This is a genomic window from Marinospirillum insulare DSM 21763, from assembly GCF_000686905.1.
Classification (GTDB): Bacteria; Pseudomonadota; Gammaproteobacteria; order Pseudomonadales; family Halomonadaceae; genus Marinospirillum; species Marinospirillum insulare.
Window position 1 is genome coordinate 1 of record NZ_JMLW01000020.1, and the last position, 16029, is coordinate 16029.

A 16029-nucleotide genomic window follows, 5' to 3' on the forward strand; every position below is an offset into this window, starting at 1 on the left:
GTTGCTCTCTGGTGAGCTGTGTGTAGTGTCTCATGTTTGCTTCTCATTCTTGGTCGATTGAAAAGCATAAGATGCTACAGCAGCTTGCCATCCAATCCTAGTTTAATGAGTTGCACTTGAGAGTTGAATCCAGGAACTATAATATTAAACTGGTTAGCAAATAATTAAAGTGCTGGACACCTAATGTACCAAGCCTAATTGAGTAATAAATATATATGAAGGATGCTGCGTTTAACTTTGAATGGCGGCTAATTTTTGCGTGATGGAGTGCGAGCGAATGAAAAAGTTGCGACTACTTTTAATTGTCGGAGTCGTAGGGTTGATTCTGGCATTTGTTTTAGGGCAATTACTGCCTAACTTCCGTACCACGACTAGTGGGTTGCAGGTCGATATTAATGATCCTGCATTAATCAAAAAAGGTGAATATATAGCACGTACAGGTGACTGTGTGGCTTGCCATACTACGCTTGGCGGCGAAGATTATGCCGGCGGTTTACCTATGCTTACTCCTCTGGGAGCAGTTTATTCAACCAACATTACTCCAGATAAAGAAACCGGTATTGGTAATTATACTTTTGACGATTTCAACAATGCTACTAAGCATGGTGTTCGTAGGGATAACAGTGCACTCTACCCAGCTATGCCTTATCCGTCTTACCAAATTATGCCCGATGAAGACGTAGCGGCTATGTACGCTTTCTTTATGTCGGGTGTTAAAGCGGTTAAGCAAGAGAATAAGCCTAGCGAATTACCTCCTATTTTAAATTGGCGTTGGCCTTTAGCTTACTGGCAGGCAATTTTTGCTCCAGAGCGTGAATTCATTCCTGAAACTAAAGATGCCGTGTTAGCGCGTGGTCAGTATTTAGTTGAAGGCCCAGGCCACTGTGGTTCTTGCCACACTGAGCGTGGTATTGGTTTCCAAGAGCTAACTTTAACTAACGCTTCTGATGCGTTTTTAAGTGGCGCTGTTATTGATGGCTGGCGCGCAAAAAGCTTACGCGGCGAGCATCGTGGTTTAGGTACTTGGACTACTGAAGAGCTAGTCGATTTCTTCAAAACTGGCCGTACCGATATTACAGCTGCCTTTGGTGCCATGGCTGAAGTGGTTGAGCACAGTACTCAATATATGACTGATGCTGACCTTTATGCCATGTCTGCTTATTTGAAAACTCTAACCCCAGCACCGGGTGAAGAAGTTACTCTTCCTGTAAAAGAAGACGTAACCACCCAAAAGTTGCTAGATGGTGTTTACGATTCGCGTGGCGCCATTTTATACGTTGAATACTGTACGGTTTGTCACCGTGCCGATGGTAAGGGCGTACCACGCATCTTCCCAGCCTTAGATGGCAACAGTGCGGTTTATTCAAATGATGCTGACTCGGTTTTGCAAATCACCCTAAGCGGTGGCCGTATGCCGAATACACCTTATGATCGTATGGCTTTCACCATGCCTGAGTTTATTAACTTAAGTGATGCTGATATAGCTGAAGTGGTTAACTATATTCGTAATAGCTGGACCAATCAGGCCAGTGAAATTGATGTAGATGATGTTGTTGCTATGCGCCACTTTCTGTCTAAAAAACCAAAAACAGGTACGGATATAGCGCCTGACTTAAGCATTGATGCTGCACCAAAAGGAGCTGGCAAATGAATAATCGAATGATGATGAATCTGCTTGTTATGGCATTTTTTGTTGTGGGCGTTGGTGGCTGTTCTAAGCCTGAACCTGTTGAGCATAATGCAACTGAGTTCAAGCTAGTCACAACGGACGATGCTAACGAAGATATTGGCACTTACTATTTGCCACAAGATACGTCTATTTTAGATGAGCCGAATGCTGATGAGATTTTCTACGGTAAGCGTTTGTTGAATGAAACTAAACGTCTACTGCCTGATCATGTTGGTGCGGCAATGAACTGTAATAGTTGCCATATTTCGCAGGGTAAAATTCCGCTAGGTGACCCCTACATCAATAGTTTTATAACTTACCCGCGTGTTATGCCACGCTCGAATACTATGGTCGATTTAGAAGGCCGCATTAATGGTTGTTTTCAGCGTTCTATGAATGGCAAGCCTTTGCCGCGTGAATCAGCTGAAATGAAGGCGATGATTGCCTACATGGAATGGCTAGCACAAAACACGCCAGATAATGCCAAGGTTGATATCAGTAATGCCGGTAAAGTTGATACTTCTTTAGTAGGCGATCCTGTAAGAGGTGAAAAAATTTACTACGTCCAATGTGCAACTTGCCATGGTGATAACGGCGAAGGTATTAAAGACAGCCGTGGCGATATTGTTTTCCCACCTTTATGGGGCGATGAATCCTTTAATATTGGTGCCGGTATGGCACGTACTTACAAAGCAGCCTCTTTTGTGAAGTACAATATGCCCATGGGGATTCAAACCAAAGGTTTGTGGGGTCACGGTAACGTGCTAAGTGATCAAGATGCGGTTGACGTATCGGAATACTTTACTCATAAGCCACGTCCAGATTTTCCTGGTAAGGTTAATGACTGGCCCACAGGTAAAAAACCAAAAGATTCTCGTTACTAGGTATTGCTTGAATTTACCTAAGTAGTAGAACTCTAAAAGCCTCAAGTGCCTAACTAGCCTTGAGGCTTTTTTGTTTTTAATTTTTGTAGAAGATAGCCAAAACACTTGGCTTGGTTTAGTCTCTAGGTAGGCAAAGTTACTGGGGAAGTGTTTGAATGCAAAAGAAAAATATTATTTCTGATCGTTTAACCGGCTTAGTGCTTAAACGAGCTTTAGATGCTGCTAGCTCTCAAACGGGTGTAAAGCTTCAGGCTTTAGTGAATGATAAACAAGTGGCAGATGTTGAGCCAATAGTTATTGCCAGCTTGTTGGTTGATCGTGAAAAAAATCATTTAAAAATTCAGTTGCGAGGCGTTAGCCAAGAGATTAATGCTTGGGCACGTTGGACATTATTTCGACTATTAACTAAGCACCGTAACTTATTGCATGAAAGTAATAGTTTGGAAGTTTTACACACAGAAATAAAAGACGATAAGTTAACACTAACTTTAGAAATGCCTAACCAACTTGTTAAGGTTTTTAATCGTGAATTTTTCCGTATTTCTCTTGGTCAGCATTTAGTTCTGCCAGTAACCCTACACCTAGATAACTTAACAGTTGAAGGCAGGTTAGTTGATTTCTCTGCTGGCGGTTGCCGTGTTGCTTTGTCGCCGCAGTTAGCTTTGTATTTAATTCAACCGGTTAACGCACCTTTACGTTCAACTATTACTTTTCCTAATGGTCAAACACTAACAACTAGTTTTGAAATGACTTATTTGCAGCCTCAAGAAAATTTTACTCACGCTTTGGTGGGTTGCCATTTTATTCATGAGTCTTTAGATGATGAAAAACTGTTTGTGCATCGTACTTTTGAAATTGAACGCGAAGTTGCAAGGTTAAGCAATGTGCAGCGCACGGTTAAGCACCAGTCACCTCTTTTTATAGCTAAGGATAAAAAAGCATATAAAAACATTGGTTTAGAAAAGAACCTTTCGCCAATAGCTGCTTTGTTAATGCCGCAAGGTTATGCGATAAAAATTCAAACTTGGGCAGATCAGCTTGCTTTGCAAGCCTTAATGTTAGCCATGAATCAAAAGCTGAAGCCTAATAAACTTAAACCTTTAGCTATTGAGCTTATTGAAGCATTAGAAAAGGATGAGAATGCTTTTAGGTTGGCGTTACACCAAGCCAATACAGCCAGTATTAACCCCGTTATTTTGCATACCTTACGTGTTATTAGCCATTGTTTTCCTTTGGTCTTTAAAATTGGTATTCGTCGCGGTATGGAATTAGCAGTGATGATGTCTTTATTACTGCATGATTTAGGTAAATTATCGGTGAGTAGGCAGCCGTGTTTTAACCCCTTAAAGCTAATGCCAGAAAAACTAAGGTTAATGAAACAGCACCAAATACAGTTGCTTAGAGCAGCTAGTGCTTTACGTTGGATTCCCCCTTCTATCGGTGAATCGTTAATGGTGAATGCTAATGAGCGTTTAGATGGGTCTGGTTATCCACGAGGGTTGCAGCAAGATAAACTCGATGCTTTATCGCGCTTAGTAGCGGTATGTAAGGTGTTAGATTGCTTGGTGCACGGCTATAACGACCCTGCCATGCGCTGGCGCGATGCCTATAAATGGGTTCATAGGCACAAGCATTGGTTTGATATGCCGATGTTGAAGCATTTTATTAGGCTGTATGGTTTACGACCCTTGTGCAGCCGTGTGGTTTATAGTGGTGGTTTTGTTGCGAGTGTGACTCAGGTAGGTAAGCAGGGTGAGATTCTTGAGGTGGTGTTGCTTAAATCAAATAAGCACCCTGCTGCAAGTATTGGTAGACGCGTTAATACGCCGGAAGAATTTGCTAAATTAGGTAAAATAAAAGGTACTTTAGGGCCTGTTTAATTTAGCGTTCTAAAGGTTCTATGGGTTGAAAAATACCTGTTTTACTCATGTTTCTAACCAGTTCAAAACGTTCTAGCGCTATCACTGGATCAACTTCTTTTAGGTTATGGAAGTTGATTTCAGCAAAGACTGGGCGTTTAACCCTAGCGGCAAAAAGGTAGTCATCTTGAATATTGCCCGTGGCTGGGTTTAGGCGCTGGCTGTAGCCAGAGATAACCAGTTCTTCTAGGCTAGGTAGGGTATGAAAAGCCGTACCTATAATGCGTAGCACTACGCTATGCACATGACGCGCATAGTCACGGCGTATTTGTGTGGCACTTTTATCGGTAATGACCAACCTTAAATCTCGCACTCCCATACGCGCTTCTTGGGTTGGCAGCATTTCTATTTCTGGTAGGTCTACGTCTAGCAGAAGTTTTTTGCTTTCCTTGTCTAGCTCAAAGTCGATCAAGGTTTCTCTTGCCCAATCGAGTGCGTTTAACTCAGCTTTTAATACTTCAGTCATAACCTGAGTATCTGTTTCAAGACGGTCTGCAAAGGTGTCTGCTAGTTTTCTTTGCTCAGTATCATGCACTTGCTTACGTTCACGCCAAGCGGTTAGCTCTGCTTGGTAGGCTGCTCGAGGTTCGGCTTGCTCAGCTTCTAAACGAAACTTTTCTGCTTCCCAAGCTTGGTAAGCTTTTTGCCAAGCATTAACTTGGGCTTGCCACTCATTTAGTATTTTAGCTTTACGCCCAGGAATAATTTTATCTTTCCAGCTGATGTCTGGCGCACTCGGTTTTACTGGTGCTTTAGGGGCTGCTGCAAACTTTGGTTGCTCAGGATGAGCTTCAGGAAAAGGCTCTATCTGGTGGCGAAGTGAAGTGGTATCGGGCGTTAAAATATCTAGGTGAGGATTTACCAGTAGGTCATGGTCACCATTAATATTTTCCATTTGCTTTTCTAGCCATTCTTGAATTTCGGCATTGAAGTTAAGCAGGAGTTTACGCCTTTCTTCACTTGCTAAAGGTGTGCCATTGGCGGTACTTAAAAGTAGGTTGCCTTTCTCGTCTAAGTCTAAAGTAAGTTCGGCTAGGTCAGGGTTGTTTTCTAAAGCGACTGTTTGTCTTTCTAGGCGGTTTTGGCGTTTTTCTTCTTGCTCGCCACGCTTACGTTGGTTAACGCTTCTGTCTAAGCGAGTTCGATAAGAAAGGCCTGTACCCGGCAAACCTAAGTTGCCATGCACACCTTGATTACCAGCCGTTACGGTTGCGCCTCTTACGCCTGCAGATACGCTAACACCACGCTTACCAATATTTAAACGAATACCCGGCGCAATGCGGATGCTATTGCGAAAACGAAATGCCATTTAAAAACTCCAACTGATACTAGGCGATAAAGCTAGCTAGTATAACTGCTTCCAAAAAAGTTTGTTGTCAGCGTAAAAGCTAGTTGATTTATTGGCTAGCAAGTAAGTCTTGTAGATGAATATGCCTATTACATTCAGGAAGAGCTTTTAAATCATGGGCTAAGAGCAGCGCAGTACGATTTTTTAACCAAGCCTCTAGCCTAGGGCGAATGGTCGCTTGGGTGGCTAGGTCTAGGCTACTAAAGGGTTCATCTAAAATAACTAGGGCAGGATCTTTTAGAATGACTCTGGCTAAGGCTAAGCGTCTTGCTTGGCCACCTGATAGCTGACGACCGGTTTCGCCTACCCAAGTATTTAGCTGTTCTGGAAAAGCCGCTACTTCATCTTGTAAATCGACTAGTTCTAAAACAGCCCAAAGCTCGTCATCAGTGGCATCAGCTTTTGCTAGGCGAAGATTTTCTGCTATTGAGGTGGCGAATAAATCTGACTGCTGGGTTAGGTAGCCAATTTGTGCTTGCCAGTCGGTTAAACTTAAATCCTTTAAATTCAGCTGTTTGCCATCTGCTTCTACTAGCATTGCACCGGCTTGTGGGTCGCTTAATCGCGCCGCTAATCTTGCCAAGGTGCTTTTACCTAAACCTGATTCACCCAATAAAGCGAGCTTTTCACCAGGTTTAAGTTGTAGGTTTATATGCGTAAACACCTGCTGGCTACCCAGTTTTACACTGACGCCTTGCCAAAGCAGGGTGGAATGGAGTGGAAAGTTTGTTGGTAAGGCTTGGGGGTTGTTAGAGCTTAGTAAATGGCTTTGTAAATTTTCGGTTTTATTCAAGCGTTGGGCTGCGGCAAGGGTTGATCCCCAGCTAGCAAAAGCAGTAGGCAGGTTAACAAATACTTCTTGCATGGCCATAAGAGCTAAGGGAATAAGCACCAGCATAGGGCCACTTAACCAGCCTTGTTGGTAGGCTTGGGCTGCTAAAAGTAAGCAAGCTGCTACGGTTAGTTGCAGTAAAAGGGTTTGTAGCCCAGCACCCCAGGCAGTCACTTGTTGAAGACGCTGTTGGTCACGCATTTCTACTTCTTGAGCAGCAATAAGCTGTTGTTGATATTTGCTAAGGCTATGGCTAGCTTGCAGTTCACCTAAGCCTTCAACCTGTTCAACCAGCAAGCTACGCTGAGCCTCTTGCTGACTGACTAAGCGATAACTAACGGCTTTACCAGCTTGTGCCATTCCCCAAGTACTAACTGCTAGGGTCAGCAAGAGCATTAAGGCTGCTAAGCCAGCCAGTTGTAAATGAAAAAAAGCTAAGAAAACAATGACAAAAATAAGTGTTACCAAGGCAACCAAGGGTGGAGCTAATAGTCTTAGGTACAGATTATCTAGGGTATCAACATCAGTGATTAAGCGATTAACCCATTGGGAGGCACGAAACTTAGCGGCTGTTTGATCATCTAGCAGGGTTAGGTTTTTAAACAAGCGAACCCGCAAACGGGCTAAAAGCTGTAAAACCGTGTCGTGGTTGTAAACCCTTTCTGTATAACGAGCAACCGTACGCGTGAGTGCAAAAAACCTAATGCCTCCACCTGGGCTATAAATATCTAAGTTAATCGCTATGCCAGCGGCCCAAGCAAGGGCTGTAACCCCTGTTGCAGTAATAAACCAGCCTGACAAGGCTAATAACCCTATAGCCGATAAATAGGTAATAAATATCAGTAAAGCACCTACCAGCAGGCGCTTTTTATCTTGCAACATTAGGTCTAGCCAAGGCTTAAGTGGATGCATGGGTTGCTCCTGAGGCCAGTTGTATCTGTTGATCGGCTAGTGCGATTAGTTCAGGTTCATGGCTGGCAATAATTAACGTACAGCCTTGTTCTTTTAACTGCTTAAGTGTGGCGTAAATTTGTTGCCGACTAATGGCATCTAAGCTGGCTGTAGGTTCATCTAATAACACTAGCTTTGAAGGTGTTAGTAGTGCCCTTGCTAAGGCTAAACGCTGGGCTTGCCCACCCGAAAGACTTTTGCCCCTTTCTAGTAATAGGGTGTTTAAACCGTCTTTTTGTTGGGCTAATAAAGGCGTTAAGCCAACAGCATCTATTGCCCTTAACATGGCTGCTTCACTTGCATTAGGCGCGGCTAAGCGTAAGTTTTCTGCCCAGCTAGCGTTAATAATAAAGGCTTGCTGGTGCATCCAAATTAAGGGTTCGCTACCCGGGTTTTTCCCCTTAACTAATAGCTGGCCACTGGTCGGTTGCATAAACCCTGCAATTAAATGCAGCAAGGAGGATTTTCCGCTGCCAGTACGTCCAGTCAATAAAAGCAACTCGCCTTGATTCAGTGTAAAACTAAGGGGTGCTAATACCTGACCACGGCCTGGGTAGCTAAGGGTTAAGTCTTTGGCTTGTATAGCTAGCGGGTGAGTGGGCTGAGGGTTATTGTCTAAAGGTAGGCTATTTGTTTGGGCGGGTGTTTCTAATAAATCCACCAAGCTATCTGCGGCACCTAAAGCTGAGGCTCTATCGTGATAAAACTGGGCTAAAACTCTCAAGGGTTGGAAGTATTCTGGTGCCATTAATAAAATTAACAAACCGCTGAATAGGGTTAGTTGAGCTGTTGGCCCCCAGGTTAGATAACCCAATAAACCAAAGCCTATGTACATGGCTACAGCAGCAATGGCTACTGAAGAAAAAAACTCTAAAACAGCAGAAGATAAAAATGCCAGCTTTAAAGTACGCATATTAATGCGGCGGTATTCGTCGGCTGCATAGGCAACATCTTGGGTTGCTTGTTGGCTTAAACCAAAAAGCTGTAGGCTGGTTAGGCCACGCACTCTATCTAAAAACTGGCCAGAAACACGCTTTAAAAGTACAAAGTGTTGTTGGTTAAGGCGCTCTGCACCCATGCCTACTAAGGCCATAAATACAGGAATAAGTGGTGCAGAGATTAATAAAAACATACCAGCTACCCAATCAAGGTAGAAGGTGAGGATTAGAATAAATAAGGGTGAGACCACTGACAGGGTCATTTGTGGTAAATAGCGGGCAAAATAGTTTTGTAGTGCATCCACTTGTTCTAACCACTGGCTGGAAATACCCGCAGCAGATTCATTGGTTAAATGCACTGGGCCTAATAAGGCGAGTTGTTCTAGTAGTTGCTGACGTACTTTTAAACGAATACGGTTAGCGGCTGCTTGTCCGGTTAAATCTTGAACAACCTGCAAACCTGATCTAATCACTAACAAAAGAAGTAAACAAAAAAAGCCTGTCACCAGTTGGGTTAAAGGCTGTTGGTTAACAATCACTTCATTAATCAGCCAAGCCATTAAGGCCAGTTGCGCCATAAGGGTTAAGGTTAGCGTTAAACCAACCAGGCGGGTCGCTAATAAAGCTTTACTTTCTGTTGCAGCAAGTTGGCGCAACCAGTCGCGGTTGCGCCTTGCATTTTGTGGCTTAGTGATAGCCTTCACCTGCTTTCACTTTGCCTCGGAATACCCAGTAACTCCATGCGCTATACATCAACACAAAAGGAATTACAAAAAGCAAACCTAGCAATAAGAAGAGCTGTGATTCATGGGCAGAGGCCGCATCCCAGAAGGTGTAGTTAGGCGGTACAACATAAGGCCATTTGCTAAACACTAAAGCAACAAAGGTTGAGACAAATAAACCTAGGGTTGCTACAAATGGATAGCCTTCTTGGCGCTTTTTAACTGCACGGTAAATCCACCCAGCAAAGAATAAGGTGATCAGTGGCAATACCCAAAGCAGGGTAACTCCTGAGAACCAACGATCTTTAAGGAAGTCGTCAATCATTGGTGACCAGATACCGACAATGCCAAAGATAACCAAAACAGCCACTAATAAGCGTGGAGTAATTTTATAAGCCCAGTCTTGAATATAACCTTCAGACTTAAGAATTAACCAAGTGCTACCTAAGAGCGCATAGCCTACTACTAAGCCAATACCTGTGAATACGGTGAAAGGTGTTAACCAGTCTAATGCGCCGCCTACATAGCGAAAGTTTTCAGTTTCGAAACCCTGAATATAAGTACCGACTACCGCACCTTGAGCAAAAGTAGCGATAAACGAACCACCAGCAAAAGCCCAGTTCCATAAGTAGCGTGATTTATTGGCTTTAAAACGAAACTCAAAAGCTACGCCACGGAAAATAAGTGCCGCCAGCATTAGGAACACACCTATGTATAAAGCAGGCAAAAAGACCGTGTAAACCAGTGGAAAGGCTGCTAACAGGCCAGCACCGCCTAAAACCAACCAGGTTTCGTTAGCATCCCAAACAGGCGCGACTGAGTTCATCATTACATCACGAGCTTGTTCATCAGGTGCAAAGGGGTAAAGAATACCTTGGCCTAGGTCGAAGCCGTCCAAAATAACGTACATAACTAAGCCAAAACCAATTATGCCAACCCAAATAAGGGTTAGGTCAAAGACTGGAGCATTCATGCTTTATCTCCTTGCTCTAAAGGTACATGCGCTGCAGAAAGTGGACGTTTAGCATGGTCAGACTCTACTTCTTTGTCGTCATCCGTTGCTTCTATTCCTGCTTGGAAAACACGCATTAGGTAGTAAACACCTGCACTGAAAATAACCGCATAAACCAGGATGTAACCAATTAGTGTAAAAAGTGCCATTCCACCGGTTAAAGAGGGTGTTAAGCCTTCAGCATGGGTCATTAGCCCATAAACCAACCAGGGGGCACGCCCAACTTCTGTAACAAACCAGCCTGCAACCACTGCAATAAAAGGCGATACGCTCATGGCCACTAAGCCTTTTAAAAACCAAGGTGAACTAGCAAAACGGCCACCAGCTCTAAGGAATAAACCTGCAAAGGCAAAACCTATCATAAGCACACCCAAGCCAACCATAATGCGGAAAGCCCAGAATACGATAAATACTGGGGGGCGCTCTTCTGCAGGAACGTCGAGTAAGCCTGGTAGTTCACCATCAAAATCGTGAGTTAGAATTAAACTCGCTAACTTAGGGATTTTAATTTCAAAGTGGTTCTTCTCATTTTCTTGGTCAGGAATAGCAAACAAGATTAAGGGTACACCCGTGCCACGCTCCCAGTTACCTTCCATAGCTGCAACCTTGGTTGGCTGATGCTCTAAAGTAGATAGGCCGTGGTAGTCACCAATAAGTAACTGAGAAGGGGCAATAATCAGTAGTAACCACAGGGTCATAGAAAGGGCTTTTTTATTGGCTTCAACTTCACGGCCTTTTAATAGGAACCAAGCACTCACGCCTGCTACTACAAAACCACCTGTTAAGAAAGAAGCAATGACCATGTGCCAAAAACGATAGAAGAAAGAGGCTGTAAATAAAGCTTCAGCCCAGCTTGCAACGTGGTAAAGCTCGCCACGCAGCTCTAAACCAGCGGGAGTTTGCATTAAGCTGTTGGCAGAAAGTATCCAGAAGGCAGAAATAAACGTACCTAAGGCAACCATACAAGCAGCAAATAAATGCAATCCTTTAGGGACTTTATTACGACCAAACAGCATAACCCCGAGGAAGCCTGCTTCTAAAAAGAAAGCCGTAATAACCTCGTAGCTAAGCACAGGGCCTAAGAAGTTTGCCGTAGCGTAAGAGAAGTTACTCCAGTTAGTACCAAACTGGAAAGACATCACAATACCCGACACTACACCCATACCAAAAACCACCGCAAACACTTGTGTCCAGAACTTGGCTAGACGTTCCCAAGCGGGGTTGTTGGTTTTAAAGAATAAGCCTTCAAGTAAGGCTATATAGGATGCTAAACCGATGGTGAACACCGGAAAAATAGCATGAAAAGACACTACAAAAGCGAATTGAATGCGCGACAGTAAAAGGGGGTCGAGCTCCATAGCCTGCTCCTAATCAATGAAGGAATTTGTAAATATATTGGCTTACATCAATTAGCATAGTCTCATGTTATAAAAAGACAACCAAGTGGCAGGCTGTCGCATCTTGATATTTATCTATTTCCAAACCTCTTTTAAAGGAGTGTCGGGTGAGTAGTGGTAGGCAATTTGAGCTTGAAAAAGCTCTGCGGTGGCTAGCGCATCGGTTAAAGCATCGTGGGGTTGGTAAGCAGGCAGGCCATAACGCTCACGGCAGGCGGCTAGTCGAATGGATGGGGGTTTGCGGCCTAACAGTTTAGCTAGCCAGCTGACAGGTTTTTGGCGATGAATACGTGCCTCTAGTTCCATGGTGTCTACCACTGGAAATTCGAGACCTTCATTTAGACGCGTTCTAACTGCTGCATCTAAAAAGCCCCTTTCTATACTTCGACAATGAACCAGTAGTATTTTTCCTGAGAAAAGCTCGAGCATTTCTGCCAGATGCACTTGTAAATCGGGGGCGGCGGCAATTTGTGAGTGGGTAATACCATGAATGACCATAGAAGCATCGCCGACTTGAGTGCGTGGATTAACAAACCAATGCTTGGCATCTTTGCAGCGAATACGCTCTAAGTTAAAGGGAAGTGCTCCAATACTTAAAATTCCGTTTTTTTTAGGGCAAAGACCAGTGGTTTCTATATCGACTGATAAAAAAGGTACTTGGCTTAAGGGTGTGTCTCCACTTATAACGCCAGCAGCATAGTAGTTTTTAAGCAGTGGGTTTTTAGCTTGTTTTTCTAGTCGAGCAAAAGTGAGTGGCCAGTCTTGTGTGGCTGTTTCACCCTGTTTGTTGGGGTCTAAATAAAACATCAGTTTACCCTTTAGGCTAACTTTTTTGCTTAGTGCATGGGGTAGCGAAACCTTAAAAACTTTTGTGCATGGCTAAGAATTTGAAAAGCATCTTTAAGGTTTTTTCTTTCAAAATGCGATAAGTCGTCTGGAGCCACATTGTTGTCGGCTTCTTCACCTAGGTCTGCTGCTTTAGCCTGATGACGAATTCTTACAATCGAAATAAGTTCTAAAGCATCACGCAGGTCTTGCCCACGACCTTTAGGCAGAATGTTAGCGGCAATAATGTCTTCTAAACGTTCAAAAGTGTTGTGTGCTTTGGAGCCTATGGCTAGGGCGTGAACGCGAATCAAGTCGGCAACAGGTGCAGTGCCACGGCGTTTCATATTAATGGAGTTATTGTGTTTGCCGTCGGTTTCCATCACAAAGCCTTTAAAAAAACCTAAAGGCGGTGTGCGGTTTAAAGCATTACGTGCCATGCAAGCTAAAAACCTGGGACTGCGCTTTGCTTGTCTTAAAATACGGTCGTTAAGTTGGTCTGCCCACTCTACCTTGCCCCAAACACCGTCTAGGTCAAAAAAAATAGAACTGTGCAGTAAAGATTCAGGTGTAGGTTTTTCTATCCAATCGGTAAAGTATTCTTGCCACACTTTATAAGGCTGCCGCCAACGTGGGTTGGTTGCCATAATATCGCCGGTACAGTAGGTGTAACCACAAGCAGCTAGCCCATCACTCACAAAAGTGGCTAGCTTTTTAAAGTATTCATCATGCAGCTCTGGATCAAAACTGTCATGTAAAATAAGCGCGTTGTCTTGGTCGGTGACTAAGGACTGTTCGTCTCTGGCCATAGAACCTAAGGCTAAAAAACAATAGGGGATGGGTGCTGGCCCTAATTCTATTTCTGCTAGCTCAAGCAACCGCTGTTTAAAACTACGGCCTATTACCGCCATGGCGCTGCCAATCATGTGGGAGTTAGCATCTTCATTGACCATACGAATAAAGCTGGCGCGCACATCGGGTGCTAAAGCAGCTAGGTCTTCTGGGGTAGTTTGTCGAAAAATACTACCCACTACAAACAAGCTGTTTTGTGATTCATAACGCATCACATCAGACACTGCTATTACACCAAATGGCTTGCCTTGTTTTATAACGGGTAGGTGGTGCACATTAAAGCGCAGCATTAGCAGCATGGCTTCAAACACCATTTGGTTATGTTCAATGGTGAATAATTCGCTGGTCATAAACTCGCTAACGGGCTGAGTGACATCTGCACCAGTAGCGAGTACACGAATACGTAAATCTTTATCGGTTAGAATACCTGCCAATTTAAGTGTGTTTGGTTCAGTGATTAACAAGCTAGAAACCCTTTGTTCCGTCATGTGCCTAGCAGCATCTTGAATAGTGGCATTTTTATCTAGGGTGATTAGATCACGCTTAATTAACCTACTAACACGTTCAGTCAGTAGTTCGTTAGCATCTTCGTGGCGGGATATGGCTTGGCGTAAACGGGTACGGTCTTCAATTTCGACTGCATCAGCAAAGGTTTCATTTTCTTCAAATAGCTGATTAAAAACCTCGGCTGGAATTAAGTAAACTAGGGTGTCTTCTAAGGCTTGGGCAGGGAAGCGAACTTTACCCTGGCGCAATAATCCAAATTGACCAAATAAGCCGCCTTCACTCAGGCGGTTATATAGGTCGCCATTACGACGAAACACTTCAACTGCACCGCTTCTTACTAGGTGAAGCGCATCAATTTCTTGTTCAAAAGCGAGTATTTGTGTACCTGCTTTGAAGTAGCTCACTTCAATTTGTGTCGCAACCCAACTCAGGGTTTCTTCTGGCAACTCATTAAAAGGTGGGTGCTGATTTAAAAAATTGAGAACTTCTATTTGTTCTATTTCCATAACCCACCCCACCTTTTAATTTGTAACTTAGGTTGCTTAAACTGCTTTAGGTTCGGTCATTAACCCTTTAACCAGTGCTACACAAGACATGAGTAATACTAGGGTAAAAGGAAAGCCTGCAGATACCGCCATGGCTTGTAAGGCGACTAAACCACCACCCAAAATAAGTGCAATGGCGATTAGCCCTTCAAAAGTACACCAGAAAACCCTTTGTGGTGTTGGTGCATTTACCTTGCCACCTGCGGCGATCGTATCTACCACTAAAGAGCCAGAGTCTGACGAAGTGACAAAGAAAATAACCACTAGAATAATGGCAATAAAAGACGTAATTTGCGCTAGGGGCAAGCTATCTAGCATTCCAAACAGCTGCAGTGGCAAGTCTAAATTAGCTACATCAGTATAACCTGCAAGGTATTGGCTAATACCCGTGCCACCAAAAACACTCATCCATAAAATGCAGGCAGTAGAAGGTATGAGTAATACTGAGATTAAAAATTCACGAACTGTGCGCCCACGCGAAACACGTGCAATAAACATACCCACAAAAGGTGACCAGGAAATCCACCAAGCCCAGTAGAAAGCTGTCCAGCCTTCTACAAAGTTTGAGTCTTCCCTACCTATAGGGTTAGCTAGCTGGGGTAGGTATTCTAGGTAGGCGACTAGATTAGAAAAGAAGCCGGTTATTAGTGCAAGGGTTGGCCCTACAAAAATCACAAAGAAGAGTAAAATAACGGCCAAGGTCATGTTTATTTCTGACAGACGTTTTACACCTGCTTCTAAACCAGCCATTACTGAGAAGAGGGCTATAGCTGTAATCCCCACAACTAATAAAATTTCAGTTGTAGTACCTTCAGGGATTCCAAATAAATAGTGTAAACCCGCTGCAGCTTGTGAAGCACCAAAACCTAGTGAAGTGGCTAGACCAAATAAAGTAGCTAAGACTGCAAGAATATCAATAAAATGCCCAGGCCAACCCCAAACGCGCTCACCTAATAATGGATAAAAAATAGAGCGGATGGTTAAAGGTAAGCCTTTATTAAAAGAAAATAGAGCCAAACCTAGGGCGAGTACTGCGTAAATTGCCCAAGGGTGAAGTCCCCAGTGAAAAATGGTTGAAGCCATGCCTAATCGCTGTGCTTCTACTTCATTGCCAACGGCACCTGCTAAGGGTGCCCAGTCGGTACGCACACCGTCTTCTATACTGGTTCCACCTAAGGCCGTGCTGAAGTGGGTTAAAGGTTCTGACACACCAAAGTACATAAGACCAATACCCATACCAGCAGCAAACAGCATGGAAAACCAACCTAGGTAACTAAAGTCTGGTGTTGCTTCTGTACCACCTAAGCGTACTTTACCTAAAGGTGAGAAAATAAGAAAAATACACAGTAAAACAAAGATGTTGGCGGCGCTAATAAAGAACCAATCTAAGCTAGAAGTTAACCAGTTTTTTATGCCACTAAATACTGGTTCTACTTGGGTTTGAAACATCAGGGTTAGTAATACAAAGGCAATAATGGTTAAGCCTGAAATTAAGAACACCCGGTTATGAATATCTAGTCCAAAAGGACCAATGTTCATTGCAATGTTGTCTTGACCAATTTGATAGTCGGTATCAATTGGATTTACTTCCCCATCCGGCTGCATGGGGTCTTTTTTATCAGTCATGA

Annotated in this window: 11 protein-coding genes; 3 read left to right on the forward strand and 8 right to left on the reverse strand. The window is 43.5% G+C overall.

The features are described from left to right. Positions 1–277 precede the first annotated feature (277 nt). The 3 genes from BP27_RS0109190 (at position 278) to BP27_RS0109200 (ending at position 4433) form a co-directional block, all read left to right on the forward strand. On the forward strand, positions 278–1651 hold the full coding sequence (locus BP27_RS0109190; RefSeq protein WP_036239946.1) for a c-type cytochrome: 1374 nt from the start codon (positions 278–280) through the stop codon (positions 1649–1651). Beyond that, positions 1648–2553 (forward strand): c-type cytochrome, encoded by a 906-nt coding sequence (locus BP27_RS0109195; RefSeq protein WP_027851309.1) that lies wholly within the window; start codon positions 1648–1650, stop codon positions 2551–2553. Before BP27_RS0109190 ends, BP27_RS0109195 begins: the two co-directional genes overlap by 4 nt. A 155-nt stretch (positions 2554–2708) precedes the next feature. Next, positions 2709–4433: an HD domain-containing phosphohydrolase gene (locus tag BP27_RS0109200; protein ID WP_027851310.1), complete on the forward strand. Its 1725-nt coding sequence runs from the start codon at positions 2709–2711 to the stop codon at positions 4431–4433. Between the two features lies 1 nt (position 4434). On the opposite strand, the gene BP27_RS16770 is transcribed toward BP27_RS0109200, so the two are convergent. The 8 genes from BP27_RS16770 to BP27_RS0109240 all read right to left on the reverse strand — a co-directional run bounded on the left by BP27_RS16770 (position 4435) and on the right by BP27_RS0109240 (position 16027). Continuing rightward, on the reverse strand, positions 4435–5781 hold the full coding sequence (locus BP27_RS16770; protein WP_027851311.1) for a DUF4236 domain-containing protein: 1347 nt from the start codon (positions 5779–5781) through the stop codon (positions 4435–4437). Positions 5782–5869: 88 nt separating this feature from the next. Further along, positions 5870–7564 carry a thiol reductant ABC exporter subunit CydC gene (gene cydC / locus BP27_RS0109210; protein ID WP_027851312.1) on the reverse strand — a complete coding sequence of 565 codons (1695 nt, stop codon included), beginning with the start codon at positions 7562–7564 and terminating at the stop codon, positions 5870–5872. Further along, on the reverse strand, positions 7551–9245 hold the full coding sequence (gene cydD, locus BP27_RS15820) for a thiol reductant ABC exporter subunit CydD (protein ID WP_051610481.1): 1695 nt from the start codon (positions 9243–9245) through the stop codon (positions 7551–7553). Before cydD ends, cydC begins: the two co-directional genes overlap by 14 nt. Further along, a complete protein-coding gene (gene cydB / locus BP27_RS0109220; protein WP_027851313.1) occupies positions 9229–10236 on the reverse strand; it encodes a cytochrome d ubiquinol oxidase subunit II in 1008 nt (335 codons plus the stop codon). The genes cydD and cydB overlap by 17 nt, the downstream gene beginning before the upstream one ends. Further along, complete coding sequence (locus BP27_RS0109225; protein ID WP_027851314.1) at positions 10233–11633, reverse strand: cytochrome ubiquinol oxidase subunit I; 1401 nt, start codon at positions 11631–11633, stop codon at positions 10233–10235. Before BP27_RS0109225 ends, cydB begins: the two co-directional genes overlap by 4 nt. A 114-nt stretch (positions 11634–11747) precedes the next feature. Further along, complete coding sequence (locus BP27_RS0109230; protein WP_027851315.1) at positions 11748–12479, reverse strand: 3'-5' exonuclease; 732 nt, start codon at positions 12477–12479, stop codon at positions 11748–11750. A 29-nt stretch (positions 12480–12508) separates the two neighbouring features. Further along, positions 12509–14362 carry a DUF294 nucleotidyltransferase-like domain-containing protein gene (locus BP27_RS0109235; protein ID WP_027851316.1) on the reverse strand — a complete coding sequence of 618 codons (1854 nt, stop codon included), beginning with the start codon at positions 14360–14362 and terminating at the stop codon, positions 12509–12511. Between the two features lie 36 nt (positions 14363–14398). Beyond that, on the reverse strand, positions 14399–16027 hold the full coding sequence (locus tag BP27_RS0109240) for a BCCT family transporter (protein ID WP_027851317.1): 1629 nt from the start codon (positions 16025–16027) through the stop codon (positions 14399–14401). Between the last annotated feature and the right edge of the window lie 2 nt (positions 16028–16029).

Bases quoted from the DNA above. Each gene is read 5' to 3' on its own strand.
- BP27_RS0109190 (WP_036239946.1), top strand. From the start codon at position 278: ATGAAAAAGTTGCGACTACTTTTAATTGTCGGAGTCGTAGGGTTGATT.
- BP27_RS0109195 (WP_027851309.1), top strand. From the start codon at position 1,648: ATGAATAATCGAATGATGATGAATCTGCTTGTTATGGCATTTTTTGTT.
- BP27_RS0109200 (WP_027851310.1), top strand. From the start codon at position 2,709: ATGCAAAAGAAAAATATTATTTCTGATCGTTTAACCGGCTTAGTGCTT.
- BP27_RS16770 (WP_027851311.1), bottom strand. From the start codon at position 5,781: ATGGCATTTCGTTTTCGCAATAGCATCCGCATTGCGCCGGGTATTCGT.
- cydC (WP_027851312.1), bottom strand. From the start codon at position 7,564: ATGCATCCACTTAAGCCTTGGCTAGACCTAATGTTGCAAGATAAAAAG.
- cydB (WP_027851313.1), bottom strand. From the start codon at position 10,236: ATGAATGCTCCAGTCTTTGACCTAACCCTTATTTGGGTTGGCATAATT.
- BP27_RS0109225 (WP_027851314.1), bottom strand. From the start codon at position 11,633: ATGGAGCTCGACCCCCTTTTACTGTCGCGCATTCAATTCGCTTTTGTA.
- BP27_RS0109230 (WP_027851315.1), bottom strand. From the start codon at position 12,479: ATGTTTTATTTAGACCCCAACAAACAGGGTGAAACAGCCACACAAGAC.
- BP27_RS0109235 (WP_027851316.1), bottom strand. From the start codon at position 14,362: ATGGAAATAGAACAAATAGAAGTTCTCAATTTTTTAAATCAGCACCCA.
- BP27_RS0109240 (WP_027851317.1), bottom strand. From the start codon at position 16,027: ATGACTGATAAAAAAGACCCCATGCAGCCGGATGGGGAAGTAAATCCA.